The organism is Streptomyces sp. NPDC048290 (assembly GCF_040652095.1).
Taxonomy (GTDB): Bacteria; Actinomycetota; Actinomycetes; order Streptomycetales; family Streptomycetaceae; genus Streptomyces.
Genome location: NZ_JBEZLM010000011.1, coordinates 289,638 through 306,978, shown reverse-complemented (window position 1 = coordinate 306,978; position 17,341 = coordinate 289,638). Strand labels below are relative to the sequence as shown.

Sequence of the window (17,341 nt, the reverse complement as noted above, 5' to 3'; positions counted from 1 at the left end):
GTCAGCCGCGTGCCGACCCCGACTGGCCCTGCTCGGCCAGCATCCGGTTCTTCCCGGCGAGGATGTGTGCCTCCATCAGCCGGGCGGCCTCCTCGCCGTCGCCCGCCTCCAACTGGTCGATGATGCGGCGGTGCTGTTCGTTGGAGGTACGGCGGGCCGCGCCCGGTTCGAGTCCGTGGCGGCGGAAGAGGTGGAGTTCCTTGGAGACCCCGTCGTACAGCTCGACCAGCCTCGGGCTGCCGGAGAGGGCGAGCAGGCGCCGGTGGAGGGCCACGTTCAGCGGGTAGTAGTCGCCCATGCTCGCGGACTCGTCCAGCCGGTCCGCCATGGCCCGTAGCGCCCCGGCCTCGGCGGCGCCGACCCGCGCGGCGGCCAGTCGTCCCGCGAGGCCGAAGAGGCTGGCCCGGATGTCGTAGAGCTGAGCCGCCTCCTCCACGGTGATCTCACGGACGAACATCCCCCGGTTGGCGCGGAACTCGACCAGGTTGGTCCGCTCCAGATGACGGCACGCCTCCCGGACCGGGCCGCGGCTGACGCCGAGCCGTGCGGCGAGGGCGGACTCGTTGATCCGGTCGCCCCCGCCCAGCACCCCATCGATGATCATCTGTTCCAGTTCCTCGACGATCATGTGGGGCAGCGAACTCGCCTGGCGTTCCGCCACTTTGCGCTGGAGCGCTGTCATCCCGTCGGAGTTCTCTCCCACGTCCGCCCGGACCTCCTCGCACAGAACACAGAGTCGACAACTGTCGACAATCTAACACCGCCGCCTGGCGAGACGGCCCGGAATGAGCTGCTCCAGCGCCGAGATGCCGGTCTCGGACGCCGCGAAGCGCATCAGCGGCTCCGGCCTTTTGCCCCATTTATTCCACTTCGATGGCTACATGAGGGCCGATAACGATCAGAATGCAAATCGTTGACAGTTGACGATTGCCGGTTCCAGACTGTGACCCACGTCATGAGCCGCCAAGGTCTGTGGGGACGAGACATGAAGATCAAGGACATCCGGGCGAGCGTGCACACCACCTCCATCGAGGTACCACTGCTGCAAGGGAGGGTCGCCGGATACGGCCGGGAGGAGCAGCGGGAGTTCGTCTTCTGCGAGGTCGAGACGGACGCGGGGCTCACCGGTGTGGCCGTCACCGGGCACTTTCTCGCCAGGTCGGTCGTCGCCGCGCTCGAACAGCACTTCCTGCCGGTGGTCAGGGACATGGACCCGTGTGAGGTCGAGGCCGTGCACCAGCGCGTCTGGCGCACCCTCAACCCACGGACCATGACCGGCGTCGTCTCCAGCGCCCTCTCCCTGCTGGACATCGCGCTGTGGGACATCGCGGGCAAGCACGCCGGCCGGTCGGTGGCCTCGCTGCTCGGCGGGGCCAGGACCCAGGTGCCCACCTACTCGACGTTCGGGTTCCCGCAGTACGACCGGGACCAGCTCGCCCAGGCCGCGCGGCTCCAGCTCGACCTGGGCTTCCGGGCACTGAAGCTGGTCGTCGGCGTGGACAGGGGCGGCTGGCGGGAGGACGCCGCACGCATCCGCGCGGTGCGGGAAGCGGTGGGCGAGGACATCGACATCATGATCGACGCCAACTACCTTTTCTCCCCGACCGACGCGAAGCTGCTGTGCCGGGCCGTCGAGGACTGCGGCCTCACCTGGTTCGAGGAGCCCCTCCAGCAGAACGACGCCAGGGCCCTGGCCGACCTGCGCGCACATACCCGTATCCCCCTCGCGGCCGGGCAGATGGAGGGACACCGGTGGCGGCTGCGCGAGCTGATCGAGCAGCAAGCCATCGACATCCTCCAGCCGAACGCCTGCTACTGCGGCGGATTCACCGAGGCCCGCAAGGCCGCCCACCTGGCCCAGATCTACAACCTGCCGGTGGCACACGGCGGCGGCTGGCCGCTGTTCAGCCTGCACACCCTGGCCGGACTGATGAACGGCTGGCTCCTGGAATGGCACCTGGGCATGGGCCAGGTCGGCGAGCGGCTGTTCCCCGGCTCACCACGGCCCGAGAACGGCCACATCACCGTCCCGGACCGGCCCGGTCTCGGGCTCACCGTCGACCGCGACATGCTCCGCGACACCCTCCTTCCGGCCGCGTAGCCAGGCAACGGAAGGAGGCTGATCAGCCCATGGACAGCACCGCGCACGGGGACAGAGACAGGGACGACACCACCGAGACGAGCACAGGCGTAGGCGGCGCGCCGCGGACCGAGGAGCTGGACTCACGCCCGGCGGGACCGTCCGGCGGACGATCACGGTGGCGCCGCGCCGCGGGCAACACCGGCCTCCAGGTCCTCACCTCCGCCATCCTCGCCGCCGTCTTCGGCCTGCTCATGCCGGACACCGCGGCCCGGCTCAAGCCGCTCGGCGACGCGTTCATCGACCTGGTCCGGCTCACCATTCCGCCGATCGTCTTCCTGGTCGTCGTCACCGGGATCGTGTCCGTCGGCGGGATGAAGGCGGCCGGACGGATCGCGCTGAAGGCCATCATCTACTTCGAGATCGTCACCACCATCGGCACCCTCCTCGGCCTCGCCGCGATCAACCTCTTCCGCCCCGGTGAGGGAGTGGCACCACCAGCCGGAGCGGCCGAGGACATCGACAGCTACGTCGACGGCGCCGACGACAAGTCCCTCGGCGCGTTCCTGCTCGGTCTGATCCCGCACAACGTGGTCGACTCCTTCGCACAGGGCGACATCATCCAGATCCTGGTGTTCGCGGTGCTGTTCGCCACCGCGCTGCTCTTCCTCCCCAAGCACCAGTCCGACCCGGTGCTGCGCGCCTTCAGCACCCTCGGCGACGTCTTCTTCCGCATCATCGCCATGGTGATCCGGCTGGCCCCGATCGGTGTCTTCGGCGCGGTGGCGTACACCGTCGGCGCGTACGGCCCCGAGGCCCTCACCGCGCTGATGAAATACGTGGGCCTCGCCCTCGCCACCCTCGTCGTCTTCCTGACGGTGGTCCTCGGCACGGTCACCCGGATCATCGGGGTGTCCCTGTTCCGGCTGCTCCGGGGGCTGCGCAGGGAACTGGTCATCGTCCTCGGCACCTCCTCCTCGGAGACGGTCATGCCCCATCTCATCGCGCGGCTCCAGCAGTTCGGCTGCAAGCGCGACGTCGTGGGACTCGTCGTGCCGACCGGCTACTCCTTCAACCTCGACGGCGTCGCCGTAGTCGTCCCCATGTCCGCGGTGTTCATCGCCCAGGTCTACGGCGTCCCGCTGAGCTTCACGGACCAGCTGACCCTGTTCCTGGTGTTCCTGTTCGTGTCCAAGGGCACCGCGGGCGTCACCGGTTCGGCGTTCATCACCCTCGCGAACCTGATCGCCGCGGTCGGCTTCATCCCCGTCGGCGGACTCGCCCTGATCCTCTCCATCGAGCGCTTCCTCTCCCTCATGCGCGCCCTGACCAACGTCCTCGGCAACGCGGTCGCGGGCATCGCCATCGCGCGCTGGGAACCCGACGGGATCGACGAGGAGAAGTTCACCGCCACCATCGCCCGCCGCCCCGCCCGCACCCGTACCCGTACCGCAGGAGGCCAGTAGTGCCGAGGATCACCGCCATCCACGAAGGCACCATCCCGATCAGCTCGTCCATGAGCAACGCCTACATCACCTTCAAGGACATGGACTGCTCGATCGTCGCCGTCGAATCCGACGTCATCCGCGACGGACGCCCCGTCGTCGGATACGGCTTCAACTCCAACGGCCGCTACAGCGTCGGTGAGATCCTGCGCCGCCGGATCATCCCCCGCCTGCTCCAGGCACCCGCCGAGAGCCTCCTGACCCACGACGGCACGAACATCGACCCCGTCCGTGCCTGGGAGGCCATGACACAGAACGAGAAACCGGGCGGCCATGGCGAACGGCCCGTCGCCGTCGGCGTGATCGACATGGCCCTGCACGACCTCGCCGCCAAACTCGACGGCCTGCCCCTGCACCGGTGGCTCGCCCGGGAACACGCCCTGGGCGCGCCCGACGACGATGTGTTCGTCTACGCCGCCGGCGGCTACTACGCCCCCGGCAAGGGCACCCGCGAACTCCAGGACGAGATCCGACGCTTCCTCGACCTCGGCTACCGCGTCGTGAAGATCAAGATAGGCGCCGACGAAGGCGGCCTCGCCGGAGACCTGCGCCGCGTCGAGGCCGTACTCGACGTCCTCGACGGCGCGGGCGACCGCCTCGCCGTCGACGCCAACGGCCGCTTCGACCTGAACACCGCCCTGCGCTACGGCCAAGCCCTCGAACCCTACGGCCTGTTCTGGTACGAGGAACCGGGCGACCCCCTCGACTTCGCCCTGCACGCCACGCTCGCCGAGAACTACCCGGGTGCCCTCGCCACCGGCGAGAACATCTTCTCCCTCCCCGACGCCCGCAACCTGCTGCGCTACGCCGGTATGCGCCCCGACCGCGACACCCTCCAGATCGACCCGGTCCTCAGCTACGGCCTGGTCGAGTACCGGCGCGTCCTGCACCTGCTCACCCGGCACGGCTGGTCGCCCCGCACCTGCATTCCGCACGGCGGCCACCAGTTCTCCCTGCACATCGCCGCCGCCTTCCACCTCGGCGGCAACGAGTCCTACCCCGGCGAGTTCCAGCCCACGGGCGGCTTCGCCGACACGGCGACGGTCACGGAGGGACGGGTCACACTCACGGATACGCCTGGCATCGGCTTCGAGGAGAAGGCGGGGTTGTATCGGGTGTTGCGGGGGCTGCACGGGTAGGGCGGGCGGGGGCTGCGGGCGGTTGGGGCGCCGTCCTGGAGGCGGCGCCCGAGCCGGACGCCGGGTGTGGCTCCGGGGTACGGGTGTTCTCCTCATCAAAGCGGCGAGCTCACATGCCTCGTGGGGGCCCGTATCGAATCACTGGACGCTCGTCGGGCGTCATAGGAAGATCCTGTAGCGCGACCGGGCCAGGGTAGAAGGCCGAGCCTCCCGGACCCGTCACCTCCTCCCCAATGAGCCAGCGGTAGAGCCACTCCACAAAGGAGAATGAGTATTCGAAGAACTCCCCCTCGCCGTTCTCGATGAACAACGCTCCTCTACCCAGCGTTCCTCTGGGGCCGTAGAAGATCTCTTCCCCTCGGTCGGTGCCGACCAGGGGGATCAGGCCGTCCTTGGTACCGAAGTCAGTTCATCGACGCCAAGGGAAACCCTTGGGTCCCCCTCTATTTCGCTCCAGTCCCAGTCAACGTCCGACCACGCCTCAGAAGTGGTGCAGATCCGCTCCCCCAGATTCCATCTAGCAGTAGCAGGATGGCGCAGAGTCAGATGGCCGTTCACCACTACGGGGGCGTAGGCATCAACGATCTGCTTGAAATCCGAGGGGAGCCTCAGCCCCAGCTGACCCTCCAGTTCGTCCCAGGCGCCGGGATCTCAGTACCGCCAAGTCGGCTCACCGAGCATGTCCATCACACCCTGGAGATGGTCTTTCATCATCAATCCGGCGGCTCCTTCATTACCTCGGGATCTCGACAGCAACAAAACGGCTCAGCGGGCTAGTCCATCACGAGCCACACGTGAGTCTTTGGCGACTGCGCCAGCGATGCGGCCTGGCATCAGGGTTCCATATCACCCTCGGATTCGAACGTCGGCTCGCCCTCCAGAATCGGAGCCTCCAACTGCCCATGCAGAGCGTTCCATATGAAATCGGTGAATGTCATGGGGAGAAACACCCAGGCACCCATTTCAAGAGCCACCGACCAGTTCCCTTCTGCGCAAGCAGGGGGCACCAGGAAAACATGGTTTCCAGAGATTGATCGGGCGACGGGAATGAGTCCGCCACGCGAAGGGTACACCGAACACGGAACCGACTCGGGGTCGATGAGAGACATCTGCTCAAAAACGTAGGCAGCTTCCTGCCACAGGAATTCAAGCCGCAGCCCATTTTCATTATCCGCGGCCCTGGGGTGAAACAGGTACAACTGACTGTTGAGACTGCCGGGTCCGTAGGCTGAAACGAATTCCTTGTAGTCGACCGGCATTGAGAGGCCGGTCCTGGCTTCAATCGGCGCCCAGTCTGACCTGACGTCGCCGCCGAGTGGCGGGAGGCCGATGACGTCATGGAACTGAGAAATCTTCATTGGGTGAACCTTCTGGATATGAGTAGTCCCTAGCGAGAAAATTACATGCGGTCCAGGTTGGATGGGTAGCCCTTGTCATCCACCACGCGCAGGCGAGAACCGCTTTACAAACTGCTAGCGAGTCCCTTCAAACCAATGACTGCTGGGCCATTCTGGCATCCATTCCACGGCCGTACGCCCCCCGAAGACCCCTACCAGCCAGCCATCGATCGACTCGTCGAACTCACACCAATCGCCCCAGTTCCTGCGAAAAACCGAGACCGTCCACTTGCCGTTTCCGCGGTCCTCAAGGAAGAACTTGTCCCCCTCAATAGAGTGACCCCAGTGAAGCATCCCACCGACATCGGGAAGTACCAGTCCCGGGATGACCGGATGACCATCCCGGACAAATTCACTCATCCATAGGCCCTTCTTCACCATGACCCTGGGTCCGAAAATGAACATGAAGTCGGAGATCAGCAGGTCCCCATAGAGCATGCACACTTCGACCACGGCTTGTGGCATTTCGATGCCCAGGCGATGCCCCGCCTCCTCAAATCCGTCGCGCCCGTTTGCATCAGGGGGGACTCCCAGCAGCGTTCTCAACCGTTCGAGCGAATCCACGCTTCCTCCAATCGCCAGTCTGGGGGCCTGGGTCGTTGTCGGGGTCTTGTGCGGTTCGGGCATTGGGCCCGTGCCGACCGGTTCACCAAGGTGCCCTGACGCCGGGGCAGCAAAGGGGTGGTGACCTCACGGTTCACGGCTCTGACCGTCGTAGCTAGGTCAAGCCGACCACCGGAGCGCTACCCCTGACCGCCGGTGGCGCTCAGGTGGTCCTCAATCGCGCCACCGTCGTACGTCTCGTCAAACCCGCGGGATTCCCCGGGGGAGTTATGGCCTATCGCCCTGATGAGTCATTCATCAAACACCATGCCCGCGTAGGGGTCCGGCTCACCAGTCCACGGATCGATCCCGGCTGCCAGCAGCCGTTCCTCCTCAGCAAGGCTGATGAACCGTGGCTCTAGATGCCCCCACAAAGTCGCGTCACTCAACGGTGATGATGCGAACTCGCGCAGGAACATCCCGGTCAGAAACCCAGTCATGCCGACATCGAGCTGAACCCACAGCGAGGACAACGACTGCCGTTGCCAGACCAGCACGGGCCACTGATTCGGATCGTCTTCGCCGGTCCGCCAGCAGATGATGTCGCCGGCGATCGTCACCGCCCACGCCAGCACCGAGCCCTGCTGCAAGCCACCGTTGTCCCGCAGACCCCGAGCCGTGATCGTCTCGGACGCCATTCCGTCCTCCGCCACCCGGTCCAGGGTGTTCGGCCGCACAACGGCGAGGGAACTATTGACGCCGCCTGCCCCGTAGCGGGCCATGAACTCCACATAGTCTTGAGGGAACCGCACGCCCCAACTGGCCTCCATTGCGGCCCAGTCCACACGCTCGTCCGTTCCCAAGTCGGCGGGCATCAGCGCCAGGAGTCGGTAGAGGTCACCAGGGAGAGCTGAACTCATCGCATTGAACCCGTCGGGATGGGAGCGTCTTGATACGCCACGGTACCAAGGTTGCGCAATTGCTGGTTCGCGTTGCTGTTGCATACGAGTCAGTCACGGTGATACCCGGACGACATCAGCACTGTCCTGGGGTCGAGATAAGAGACCATTGGGCATGACCGCAGAGTTAAGCAGCACGCCAACTGCGGAATGAATGGGGCATATCCGCCGGAGGGCTATCGCTGAACGCACCCCCCAAAGCGCCGGTCAGTAGCGCCACGACGAAAGACACCATCCCCCCGTCGAACAGCGTCCAACTCGACTCCCCCCATGGTGTCTGCCGCCGGTACACGACCACTCGCCAGTCATCGGGGACGCCCTCACACACCCAAAGGGCGATATCGCTTCCCGCCGCCGCGAAAGGCACCAGCGAGGGTAGAGGTTCCCCGGGCAGTAGCAAGCGCAGCTCTTCACGGTCCTGGTCTCGAAGCGCTGGGTTCGATCCATCCAGCAAGTCCCCATAGGGCGAACCAGCGACCGGAGGCGTACTGATCGCGAGGTGGTCATCTATCTCGCCACCTCCGTACGACTCGACGAACGCACGGTAATCCGTGGGAAACCGAAGGCCCGTCGTACGCTCGATGTCCGCCCAGTCCACGCTGTCCCCGCCGGCGGTGGGGGGCGCGAGCAACGCGTTCAGATGGGCCATGGGCTGGTGGGGCATGTGGTGGCTCCCTGCGTTTTGGGGCGGATGGGAGCTGAGCAATGGTCCCCCTGGTGACGGGGCATCCAAAGTGGAGCGACTGTCCATCGCAGCCCCGGGTTCCTCCCGTCCGAGCCAGCAGTGTAGGCGGGCGGGCTGGTTTCGGCTTGGGACGGGTATGCGCGTCAGCGGCGGAGACATCGCAGAGCGCTCGCTCTCAACCCGACAGCGGAGTCACCCCCTGGCTGATGGCGAACAGGGCCGCCTGAGTGCGGGAGCTGAGCTGGAGTTTGCTGAGGACGTTGCTCACGTGGGTGCGGGCGGTCCGTTCGCTGATGGACAGGCGGCGGGCGATCTCCCGGTTGCCGTGGCCCTCGGCGACCAGGGCGAGGATCTGCTTCTCGCGGGGGGTCAGGGAGGAGAGGCCGATGTGAGGGGCCGTCATCCGGCGGGTGAGTTCGCGGGCCACGCCCGGGTCCAGGTGGACCTCGCCCGCGGCGGCTGCGCGGATCGCCGAGGCGACCTCCTCGGGCTCGGCGTCCTTGAGAAGGTAGCCCGCCGCTCCGGCCGCCAGCGCGGCGTGGACCCGTTCGACTTCGCCGAAGCTGGTCAGGATCACGATCTTGATGTCCGGGAGGAGGGACATGATCTGGCCCGCCGCCTCCACACCGGGCAGCCGGGGCATGACCAGGTCCATCAGGACGACGTCGGGGAGGGGCTCGCCCAGGGTGTGGCGTTCGCGGAGGAGGGCCAGGGCCTGTGCGCCGTCTTCCGCCTCGCCCAGGACCTCCATGCCGGGTTCTATGTCGATGAAGGCGCGCAGGCCGCGTCGTACCACCGCGTGGTCGTCGACCAGGAGGATCTTGATCGCGGGCGGCTGGGGCTCGGTGTGGTCGGGGGTCATGTCGTCACCTCGGTGAGCCCGGGGAGGGGAAGGGTCAGTCTCACGGTCCAGCCGCCGCCCTGGCGTGGGCCGACGGTGATGCGCCCGCTCCAGCGCAGGGTGCGTTCCCGCATGGACTCAAGGCCGAGGCCGTGGGGGTGGGTGAGGTCGGTCGAGGGTGTGGTGCTCGTGCCGTCGTCGCGGACTTCCATCACCAGGGTCTGGTCGTGGGCTTCGATGGTGATGTCGGCCGTCGTCGCCTGGGCGTGTTTCTCCACGTTGTGGAGGGCCTCCGAGAGGATGCGGTAGACGTCCTCCTGGAAGTCCGGGGACGCCTCGATCCGGGCCTCGGTGGTGTGGACGGCGATCCGCAGGCCGGTGCGGGCTTCCACGGCCGCGGCCTGGCGGCGTACGGCTTCCACGAGTCCCTGCTCGACCAGTTCGAGCGGTCGTAGTTCGAAGACGAGTTGCCGCAGGTCGGCGAGGGCGGTGGTGGCCAGGGACGCCAGTTCCTCGGCCGGGCGGCGCAGACGGTCCGGGTCGCCGTCCAGGTCCAGCTGGCTGTGCAGCACCTTCGCCTGCATCCGCATGGAGAAGAGCTGTTGGACGACCGAGTCGTGGAGGTCGCGCGCCAGTTTCCGGCGTTCGGTCGAGCGGGCCTGTGTCCTCGTCTGCGCGAGCAGGGCCGCGGTGTCGATCGCGATGGCGGCGTGGTCGGCCATGGCCGCCAGGAAGGTGACCGGGCCGGGGCCGTCGTCCGGGACGTAGTAGGCGTTGACGACGCCCAGTGTCCGGCCGCGGACCGTCATCGGCATCGACACGAAGCCGTCCCAGTCCGGGCGGTCCATGATCTCGTGGAGCGGTGCCCACGCGGGGTCCGCCATGATCGCGGCCTTGCGGTGCGGGATCACGACCTGGCGGCGGTCGGCGAACGCGTCGAGGAAGCGGATGTCCGCGCCGAGCCGACGGCAGGCGCGGAGCCGGTCGGCGAAGTCGGGGGCTTCTCCGAAGCCGGCCATGCCCAGCACCCGCAGTTCCGCGTCCGGGGTGTCGATCGCGAGGATCTGGACCGCCGCGATGTTGGCCGTCATGACGATCTCGGCGGCGACCGCTTGCAGGGTCGCGGCCAGCGACGCGGACTCCGTCACGTTCGACGCGACCCGGACGATGGCGGTGAGCCGCTCCTGCTGCCGTTGGGTGTCGGTGATGTCCCGGAACCATATGGCGCGGCCCTCGTCGCCCGTCCCCATGGCTATGCGGTACTCCAGCTCGCGCGGCCGTCCGCCCGGCGGGGCCCAGCGTACGTTCGCTGGGGCCTGGTCCTGGCCTAGGGCTGGGGTGGTGAACGGGCTCGCCTGGCCCTTGAGGATGGCGGGCGGGGCGCCCAGCATCTGGGCTCCCGCCGCGTTGACGAACGTGAAGCGCCCCTCGGCGTCGATGACCGCCAGCCCGTCCGCGGACACGTCCACCAGGGCGCGGGCCAGGTCGTCCGTCAGGGTCGGTTCGCTCACCGGATGCGGGCTCCTTCGAACGGCGCGGCCGGTCCCTCTCGGGCGGGGCCCGGTCCCGGATGGGCCTATTGGTCAGATTAAAGCAGGACGCCGGGAGTGGGAGCACGGCCGTATCGGCGCGGTGGCTCTACGTCATTTGTCGCGGGGGCGTCGTCCCCGTAATCGGTGGTGGAGTGCCCGGGGAGGTCGGGTGGCACATCTGTGGAGCGATGAGGAAGGTCGGCGGGAGTGGTCCTCAGGTGTCGTGAGCGTGGTGGCGGTCTGGGATCGGGGCGTTCCTCGCGACGAATGACGTAGGCACGGCAGGACAAGTCTCCGCGCCAGCCTGGTCATTCGCGAGTTACCTGGCTTCGCGCGGGTCTCTAGCGTCGGTTCTGTCGGCGCTGTGGGTGTGTGTGGTGCCGGTGGTCGTCAGTGGCTTCCGTGGCTCGCGCCCCGTGTGCGGTCGACTCCTCCCGTCCCAGATCCCGAATTCCAGATCTCGAATCCCAGATCCCGACTCGCAGATCGCAGGTCTCCCGATCCCCAGATCTCCAGATCGCAGATCTCCGGTTTCTGTGCCGGCTGAGCATTCCTAGAAAGGCGATGGCTGTATCGATGGCGGATGACAAGCGCGGCAGCATCCAGGTAATCAGTGCGCATTCCGGCGACTTCGTCTGGCGGGCCGGGGGCGCTCTCGCGCTCTACGCGGAGGGCGGGTACGACGTCCGGATCGTGTGTCTGAGCTATGGCGAGCGCGGTGAGTCCCAGGGGCTGTGGAAGCAGGACGGGATGACCGTGAAGAAGGCGAAGGCGGGCCGTCGGGCGGAGGCCGTGGCCGCCGCCGAGGCGCTGGGGGCGGACATCACCTTCCTGGACCTGGGCGACTACCCGCTGCGCATCGACGCCACCGCGGTCGACCGCATCGTGGCCGAGATGCGGGCCGCGCAGCCGCAGGTGCTGCTGACGCATGTCGCCTCCGATCCGTACAACCGCGATCACAACGCGGCGCACGAGGCCACCCTGCTCGCCCGACAGGTGGCGCAGGCGGCGGGCCATGACCCCGGGACCACCCCGATCGGCGCCCCTCAGGTGCTCCAGTTCGAGCCGCACCAGCCCGAGCAGTGCGGGTTCGTGCCCAATCTGCTGCTGGACATCACGCCGGTCTTCGAGCGGAAGCGCAAGGCCATGGAGTGCATGGGCGCGCAGTCGCACCTCATGCGGTACTACACCGACCTGGCGCTGCGCCGAGGTGTGCAGGCCGTCCGCAACGGGGGGCGCCGGTCGATCGTGCAGGCCGAGGCGTATCAGCGGGTGTTCCCCGTCGTCGGTCAGGAGCTGCTGTGACCTCGCCGTACTCCGGGCCCGTGATCGTACGTACCAGCCGCGGGCCCTCGAAGGAGGTGGTGTCGGCGCTCGCGCGGAGCGGTGTCGCCACCGCCCATGAGGCGTTCGGGCGGCGTGGGCTGCTCCAGCCCGAGCTGCGGCCCATCTACCCCGGCGCGCGGATCGCGGGACGTGCGGTGACCGTGCTGTCCCATCCGGGCGACAACCTCATGATCCACGCCTGTATCGAGCAGTGCCGGGAAGGGGACGTGCTGGTCGTGACGACCACTTCGCGCTCCACCGACGGCATGTTCGGGGATCTCTTCGCCACCCAGCTGGTGCGGCGGGGGGTGCGGGGGCTTGTCATCGACGCCGGTGTGCGGGACATCGCCGACCTCACCGCGATGGGCTTCCCCGTCTGGTCGAGGGCCGTCCACGCGCAGGGCACGGCGAAGGCGGTGCCGGGGTCGGTCAATGTGCCGGTCGTCGTGGCCGGGCAGGTGATCAACCCGGGGGACATCGTCGTGGCCGACGACGACGGTGTGCTGTGTGTCCCGCTCGGCGAGGGTGAGCGGGTCGTGGCGGCGGCGGCGCTGCGCGAGGCGAACGAGGAGGCCAAGCGGGAGCGCTTCCGCGCGGGTGAGCTGGGGCTGGACGTCTATGACATGCGTCCGCTGCTTGAGCGGCTGGGGGTCCGCTACGTCGACGCGGATATCGACGCGGAGTCCGTCGCGGATTCCGGCTCGGATTCCGACGCGGCTTCCGGCGCGGATATCGGCTCGGATTCCGGCTCGGATATCGCCGGGGATATCGACGCGGGCGCCGGACCCCGTACAGACCCTCACCCTCGTTCCGACACTGTGGAGACGCCCCGATGACTACCTTCGTCCTCGTGCACGGAGCCTGGCACGGCGGCTGGGCCTGGCAGCGTGTGGTGCCCGCCCTGCGCGCCGCCGGGCATGAAGTGCACACACCCACGCTGAGCGGTCTCTCCGACCGTGCCCACCTGCTCGATCCCCGGATCGGCCTGGCGACCCATGTCCAGGACGTCGTCGCCCTGCTGGAGGCGTACGACGCCCGTGATGTCGTCCTCGTCGGGCACAGTTACGCGGGCCAGGTGATCACCGGCGTCGCCGACCTCGTACCCGATCGGCTAGCCCGGCGTGTCTACCTCGACGCCTTCGTCGGCGACGACGGCGACTCCGCCATCGAGCTGCTGCCGCCGACCGTCGCGGGTCATTTCCGGGAGTCCGCCGCCGGACCCGGCTTCGGCTGGCTGGTGCCCGTCCGACCGCTCGACCGGCTGGGGGTGACCGACCCCGCCGACGTCGCCTGGCTGACCGAGCGGCTCACCCCGCACCCGTGGCGCACCTACACCGAGCCGCTGCGGCTGACCGGCAAGCATGAGCAGGTGCCCGCGGAGTTCATCGAGTGCACGGGCTGGATGCGGGTCTTCCGGCCGCAGTCGGAGCGGGCCGCGGCCCGGGGCTGGGGCACCCGCACCATCGCCACCGGCCATGAGGCCATGGTCACCGCCCCGGACGAGCTGGCCGCCCTGCTGCTCGACAGCGCGTCCGCCGATCACGCCGCCCCGACCCGGAGCTGAGGAGACAAGCACCGTGGAATTCCTGGTCCGTACCGAGAATCTGCTGCCCCACGATGTCGAGGACGAAGTCCGTGACCGTCTGAGGAAGGGCGAGCGCGAGCGGGCCATGGAGCTGCGCGCGGCCGGCATCCTCAAGCGGCTGTGGCGGGTGCCCGGACGCAATGCCACGGTCGGGCTCTACGAGGCCGAGGACCCCGCCGCGCTGCATGAGGCGCTGACCTCCCTTCCGATGTGGAAGTGGATGGACATCACCGTCGAGGCGCTGGCCACGCATCCGCAGGAGCGGTAGCCGGGGCTAGGGGGTGTCTGACGGATCTCCGTGGCGTCGCGACGCCCGGCACGCACTCTCGCCGCACCGGACAAAAGCCCTAGTAGCTCCACTACGAGGGCTTCCGCCCGGCACACCGAGAGCACGCACCGAACGCCGCTCCTTCGCCCACGGAGATCCATCAGACACCCCCTAGGACGTGTCGTCAAATGATCTCGGATGGTGGATCATGGTCAGGTGATACGCCGCCATGAACTGTCGGATGCTGAATGGGAGTTCGTCCGGCCGCTGCTGCCCGCTTCCTTGCGGGGGCGAAAACGGTTGGACGATCGAAGGGTCCTCAACGGAATCGTGTGGAAGTTCCGGACCGGGACGGCCTGGCGGGATGTGCCCGAGCGGTACGGGTCGTGGGCCACACTGCACACCCGCTTCCGGCGGTGGGCGGCGGACGGCACCTTCGATCGGATGCTCAAGGCCGCCCAGGCGCGAGCGGACGCGGCCGGGGACATCGACTGGCTGGTGTCAGTCGACTCGACCGTCGTCCGCGCCCACCAGCATGCCGCCGGGGCTCGAAAAGGGGGATCCGCAGCCCGGGCCTCGGACGCTCCCGTGGCGGCCTGACCAGCAAGATTCATCTCGCCTGCGACGGCGTCGGTCGCCCGCTCGCCTTCACCCTCACGGGCGGCAACACCAACGACTGCACCCAGTTCACCGCGGTGATGGAAGCGATCCGGGTGCCCCGCATCGGCCCGGGACGGCCCCGCGTCCGGCCCGCCCATGTGCTGGGCGACAAGGGCTACAGCTCCCGGGCCATCCGCAGCTGGCTCAGACGGCGCGGCATCGCCCACACGATCCCCGAGCGGGCCGATCAGGTCCGCAACAGGCTGAAGCGCGGCGGTCGTGGCGGGCGTCCACCGGCCTTCGACAAGCAGCTCTACAAGCGGCGCAACGTCGTGGAACGCTGCTTCAACCGACTGAAGCAATGGCGCGGCATCGCCACCCGGTACGAAAAGACCGCCGAGTCCTACCAGGCAGCCGTCACCCTCGCATCGCTCCTGATGTGGGCGTGACATTTGAAGACAACTCCTAGGGCCAGAGAGCAGCCGGGGCTGGACGGGGGCGCGCGTGCGGGCCGCCCCCGTCCAGCCTGCGGCAACCACGCCTCGCACATCCCATCCAGCCTGCGGCAACCGCACCTGACACAGCCCGCGCAGCCCGCGGCAACCACGCCTCCCCCATCCAGCCCGCCGCAATCACACCTCACCCACCCTCCAGCCCGCCGACCAGGTCACGGCGGTGAAGGCGACCGCGTCGGCGCTCACCAGGCCGGTCGCGGCGACGCGCTGCGCCTCGGCTTCCGTGCGGACATCGGCGACCGCGGTCGCCGCGCCCGCGTACTTCTCGCCCGTCGTGCAGTGGGCGAGAAGTGCCGATGAGTGCGGCGGCCTGCGCCGCGTGCAGGGCTGCCACAGCGCCGCCGCCCGGGGCGGGGACCCGGGCGGCGAGGGCGTCGAGAGAGCGGGCGATCGGCTGTCATACGAGGTCGGCGGCGCCCGCCTCCCCGTCGTCGGGCTCGGTCAGGAGAAGACGACCGTGCGGTTGCCGACGACCGCGATCCGGTTCTCGTTGTGCCAGCGCACGGCGCGGGCCAGCGCACGGGTCTCCGCCTCCCGGCCACGGGCCGCGAGCTGCTCGGGGTCGAGGGTGTGGTCCACCCGGAGCAGTTCCTGCTCGATGATCGGGCCTTCGTCCAGGTCGGCGGTCACATAGTGCGCGGTGGCGCCGATGAACTTCACTCCGCGTGCGTGCGCCTGGTGGTACGGCTTGGCGCCCTTGAAGCTCGGCAGTATGGAGTGGTGGATGTTGACGGCCCGGCCCTCAAGGTGGCGGCACAGGCCGTCCGAGAGGATCTGCATGTAGCGGGCCAGGACGACGAGTTCGACGTCCTGTTCCCGGACCAGCTCCAGCAGGGCCGCCTCGGCGTCCGGCTTGGTGTCCTTGGTCACGGGGATGTGCCGGAACGGGACGCCGAAGCTGTCCGCGATCCGGCCCAGGTCGGGGTGGTTGGAGACGACGGCGACGACATCGAGGTTGAGTTCGCCGATGGAGTTGCGGAAGAGCAGGTCGTTGAGGCAGTGGGCGAACTTGCTGACCATGATGACCGTACGCAGGCGCCGCGCGGCGTCCGTCAGTTCCCAGGTCATGCCGAACCGGTCGGCCAGCGCCGCGACCTCCTGGCGGAGCGCGGGCAGGTCAAGCCCCGTGCCGTCGATGTGCGAGAACTCCACCCTCATGAAGAACAGGCCGCTGACCGCGCTGCCGAACTGCTGGCTCTGGATGATCGTGCACTTCTCCCGGACGAGAAGTTCGGTGACCGCGTGCACGATTCCCGGGGCGTCCGGGCAGGACAGCAGCAGTACGCCGCGCCGGGCGCGGGTGGGCGAGGTCATGACGCCTCCTGGAGGGAGCCGGGCAGGGACTGCCCGGGGTGGCTGGAACCGGTGCGGTGGGAGGCATCGGTGAGGGAGGTCCCGGTGACGGCGTTCCGCGCCGGGGGCGTCCGGGTGAGCGCGGAGGCGAGTCCTCGGGCGGCGAGCACCGTGTTGCGCATCAGCCAGACGTCGGTGACCGGGCCCACTCCTCCGGGCACGGGCGTGATGGCCCTCGCCCGGGGGGCGACGGAGGCGTGGTCGACGTCGCCGACCATGTGTACGCGTCCGTCGGGTCCCGTCCACGGGTTGATCCCGACGTCGATGACGATCGCCTGGTCACTGACGTGTTCCGCCTTGATCAGGCCCGCCTTGCCCGCCGCGACGATCAGTACGTCGGCCCACCGGGTGTGGCGGCCCAGGCCGGTGGTCCGGTCGGCCCACTCGTCGACGGACTGGACGGTGGCCTGCCGTTCGTACCCGAGTGAGATCGCGGGTTTGCCGACGTTGTTGGAGCGGCCGACGACGACGATCAGCGAGCGGTGGTAGAAGTCGGCGCGGTTCTCGCCGACCGAGTCAAGCCAGGTGTCCAGCAGATGGAAGACGGAGGCGGCGGTGGAGGGGACGAAGCGGGGGACGCCGAGCGCGAGCAGCCCGGCGTTCTCCGGGTGCACCGATTCGATGTCCTTGAGCGGGTCGATCGCGCGGAAGACGGTGGCCTCGTCGATGTGCGGGGGCAGGGGGCGCAGGACGAGGACGCCGGAGATCGCGGGGTCGTCGTTGAGCCGGCCGACCAGTGCGACGAGTTCGTCCTGAGGGGTGTCGGACGCCAGCCGGTGCGGCCGGTAGGGCACACCGACCTCCTCGGCGAGCCGGCGCAGGCGACGCTCGTAGGCGGCCGAACCGTAGGTGTCGCCGACGAGGATCGTGGCCAGTCCGATGGCGGGACCGTCCTCCCTCAGCCGGGACAGGTCGGCCAGCAGATCCGCTTTGAGCGCGCGGGCGCAGGCGCGTCCGTCGATCACCTGGGCAGTCATGGGCGGTGCGACTCCTCGACGATGGGTGCCCATGGG

16 protein-coding genes and 2 pseudogenes are annotated in these 17,341 nt (G+C 68.3%); 8 read left to right on the top strand and 10 right to left on the bottom strand.

All coding sequences use genetic code 11. The features are described 5' to 3' along the window. Position 1: 1 nt before the first annotated feature. A complete protein-coding gene (locus tag AB0D49_RS21370; protein ID WP_362759460.1) occupies positions 2-703 on the bottom strand; it encodes an FCD domain-containing protein in 702 nt (233 codons plus the stop codon). Positions 704-985: 282 nt separating this feature from the next. On the opposite strand from AB0D49_RS21370, the gene AB0D49_RS21365 reads away from it, so the two are divergent. The 3 genes from AB0D49_RS21365 to AB0D49_RS21355 are packed head-to-tail and all read left to right on the top strand — an operon-like array spanning position 986 to position 4,724. After that, positions 986-2,101 (top strand): mandelate racemase/muconate lactonizing enzyme family protein, encoded by a 1,116-nt coding sequence (locus AB0D49_RS21365; RefSeq protein WP_362759457.1) that lies wholly within the window; start codon positions 986-988, stop codon positions 2,099-2,101. A gap of 29 nt (positions 2,102-2,130) precedes the next feature. Continuing rightward, the gene (locus AB0D49_RS21360) at positions 2,131-3,546 is read left to right on the top strand and encodes a cation:dicarboxylase symporter family transporter (protein ID WP_362759454.1); all 1,416 of its coding nucleotides are present in this window, start codon (positions 2,131-2,133) and stop codon (positions 3,544-3,546) included. Then, positions 3,546-4,724 (top strand): mandelate racemase/muconate lactonizing enzyme family protein, encoded by a 1,179-nt coding sequence (locus AB0D49_RS21355; RefSeq protein ID WP_362759451.1) that lies wholly within the window; start codon positions 3,546-3,548, stop codon positions 4,722-4,724. The genes AB0D49_RS21360 and AB0D49_RS21355 overlap by 1 nt, the downstream gene beginning before the upstream one ends. 833 nt (positions 4,725-5,557) lie before the next feature. Here AB0D49_RS21355 and AB0D49_RS21350 read toward each other — a convergent pair. From AB0D49_RS21350 to AB0D49_RS21325, 6 genes are all read right to left on the bottom strand, one after another. Next, a complete protein-coding gene (locus AB0D49_RS21350; RefSeq protein WP_362759447.1) occupies positions 5,558-6,082 on the bottom strand; it encodes a hypothetical protein in 525 nt (174 codons plus the stop codon). A gap of 114 nt (positions 6,083-6,196) precedes the next feature. Beyond that, a complete protein-coding gene (locus AB0D49_RS21345) occupies positions 6,197-6,685 on the bottom strand; it encodes a hypothetical protein (protein ID WP_362759444.1) in 489 nt (162 codons plus the stop codon). Between the two features lie 290 nt (positions 6,686-6,975). After that, entirely contained in the window at positions 6,976-7,668 is a 693-nt protein-coding gene (locus tag AB0D49_RS21340) for an SMI1/KNR4 family protein (protein WP_362759441.1), read from the bottom strand. Positions 7,669-7,750: 82 nt separating this feature from the next. Next, positions 7,751-8,272: an SMI1/KNR4 family protein gene (locus tag AB0D49_RS21335; RefSeq protein WP_362759532.1), complete on the bottom strand. Its 522-nt coding sequence runs from the start codon at positions 8,270-8,272 to the stop codon at positions 7,751-7,753. Positions 8,273-8,483: 211 nt separating this feature from the next. Next, positions 8,484-9,170 (bottom strand): response regulator transcription factor, encoded by a 687-nt coding sequence (locus tag AB0D49_RS21330; RefSeq protein WP_362759438.1) that lies wholly within the window; start codon positions 9,168-9,170, stop codon positions 8,484-8,486. Then, the gene (locus AB0D49_RS21325; protein WP_362759434.1) at positions 9,167-10,660 is read right to left on the bottom strand and encodes a histidine kinase; all 1,494 of its coding nucleotides are present in this window, start codon (positions 10,658-10,660) and stop codon (positions 9,167-9,169) included. The genes AB0D49_RS21330 and AB0D49_RS21325 overlap by 4 nt, the downstream gene beginning before the upstream one ends. 597 nt (positions 10,661-11,257) lie before the next feature. Between AB0D49_RS21325 and AB0D49_RS21320 the strand changes: the two genes are divergently transcribed. The 5 genes and pseudogenes from AB0D49_RS21320 (at position 11,258) to AB0D49_RS21300 (ending at position 14,909) form a co-directional block, all read left to right on the top strand. Further along, a complete protein-coding gene (locus AB0D49_RS21320; protein ID WP_362759431.1) occupies positions 11,258-11,986 on the top strand; it encodes a PIG-L deacetylase family protein in 729 nt (242 codons plus the stop codon). A 20-nt stretch (positions 11,987-12,006) separates the two neighbouring features. Further along, a pseudogene (locus AB0D49_RS21315) lies at positions 12,007-12,672 on the top strand (4-carboxy-4-hydroxy-2-oxoadipate aldolase/oxaloacetate decarboxylase); the annotation flags it as partial. 167 nt (positions 12,673-12,839) lie between these two features. Beyond that, positions 12,840-13,571 carry an alpha/beta fold hydrolase gene (locus AB0D49_RS21310; protein WP_362759428.1) on the top strand — a complete coding sequence of 244 codons (732 nt, stop codon included), beginning with the start codon at positions 12,840-12,842 and terminating at the stop codon, positions 13,569-13,571. 13 nt (positions 13,572-13,584) lie between these two features. After that, a complete protein-coding gene (locus AB0D49_RS21305; protein WP_362759425.1) occupies positions 13,585-13,860 on the top strand; it encodes a muconolactone Delta-isomerase family protein in 276 nt (91 codons plus the stop codon). A gap of 219 nt (positions 13,861-14,079) precedes the next feature. After that, a pseudogene (locus tag AB0D49_RS21300) lies at positions 14,080-14,909 on the top strand (IS5 family transposase). A 190-nt stretch (positions 14,910-15,099) separates the two neighbouring features. On the opposite strand, the gene AB0D49_RS21295 reads toward AB0D49_RS21300, so the two are convergent. The 3 genes from AB0D49_RS21295 to AB0D49_RS21285 are packed head-to-tail and all read right to left on the bottom strand — an operon-like array spanning position 15,100 to position 17,305. After that, positions 15,100-15,366, bottom strand: a complete 267-nt coding sequence (locus tag AB0D49_RS21295) for a cyclodeaminase/cyclohydrolase family protein (RefSeq protein ID WP_362759529.1) — start codon at positions 15,364-15,366, stop codon at positions 15,100-15,102. 50 nt (positions 15,367-15,416) lie between these two features. Continuing rightward, a complete protein-coding gene (purU, locus tag AB0D49_RS21290) occupies positions 15,417-16,289 on the bottom strand; it encodes a formyltetrahydrofolate deformylase (RefSeq protein ID WP_362759422.1) in 873 nt (290 codons plus the stop codon). After that, positions 16,286-17,305: a tetrahydrofolate dehydrogenase/cyclohydrolase catalytic domain-containing protein gene (locus AB0D49_RS21285; RefSeq protein ID WP_362759419.1), complete on the bottom strand. Its 1,020-nt coding sequence runs from the start codon at positions 17,303-17,305 to the stop codon at positions 16,286-16,288. The genes purU and AB0D49_RS21285 overlap by 4 nt, the downstream gene beginning before the upstream one ends. Positions 17,306-17,341: the final 36 nt, after the last annotated feature.

Excerpts from the sequence above, each read along its gene's own strand:
- purU (WP_362759422.1), bottom strand. The coding sequence starts at position 16,289 with ATGACCTCGCCCACCCGCGCCCGGCGCGGCGTACTGCTGCTGTCCTGC.
- AB0D49_RS21350 (WP_362759447.1), bottom strand. The coding sequence starts at position 6,082 with ATGAAGATTTCTCAGTTCCATGACGTCATCGGCCTCCCGCCACTCGGC.
- AB0D49_RS21340 (WP_362759441.1), bottom strand. The coding sequence starts at position 7,668 with ATGCAACAGCAACGCGAACCAGCAATTGCGCAACCTTGGTACCGTGGC.
- AB0D49_RS21320 (WP_362759431.1), top strand. The coding sequence starts at position 11,258 with ATGGCGGATGACAAGCGCGGCAGCATCCAGGTAATCAGTGCGCATTCC.
- AB0D49_RS21335 (WP_362759532.1), bottom strand. The coding sequence starts at position 8,272 with ATGGCCCATCTGAACGCGTTGCTCGCGCCCCCCACCGCCGGCGGGGAC.
- AB0D49_RS21365 (WP_362759457.1), top strand. The coding sequence starts at position 986 with ATGAAGATCAAGGACATCCGGGCGAGCGTGCACACCACCTCCATCGAG.
- AB0D49_RS21310 (WP_362759428.1), top strand. The coding sequence starts at position 12,840 with ATGACTACCTTCGTCCTCGTGCACGGAGCCTGGCACGGCGGCTGGGCC.
- AB0D49_RS21330 (WP_362759438.1), bottom strand. The coding sequence starts at position 9,170 with ATGACCCCCGACCACACCGAGCCCCAGCCGCCCGCGATCAAGATCCTC.
- AB0D49_RS21285 (WP_362759419.1), bottom strand. The coding sequence starts at position 17,305 with ATGACTGCCCAGGTGATCGACGGACGCGCCTGCGCCCGCGCGCTCAAA.
- AB0D49_RS21360 (WP_362759454.1), top strand. The coding sequence starts at position 2,131 with ATGGACAGCACCGCGCACGGGGACAGAGACAGGGACGACACCACCGAG.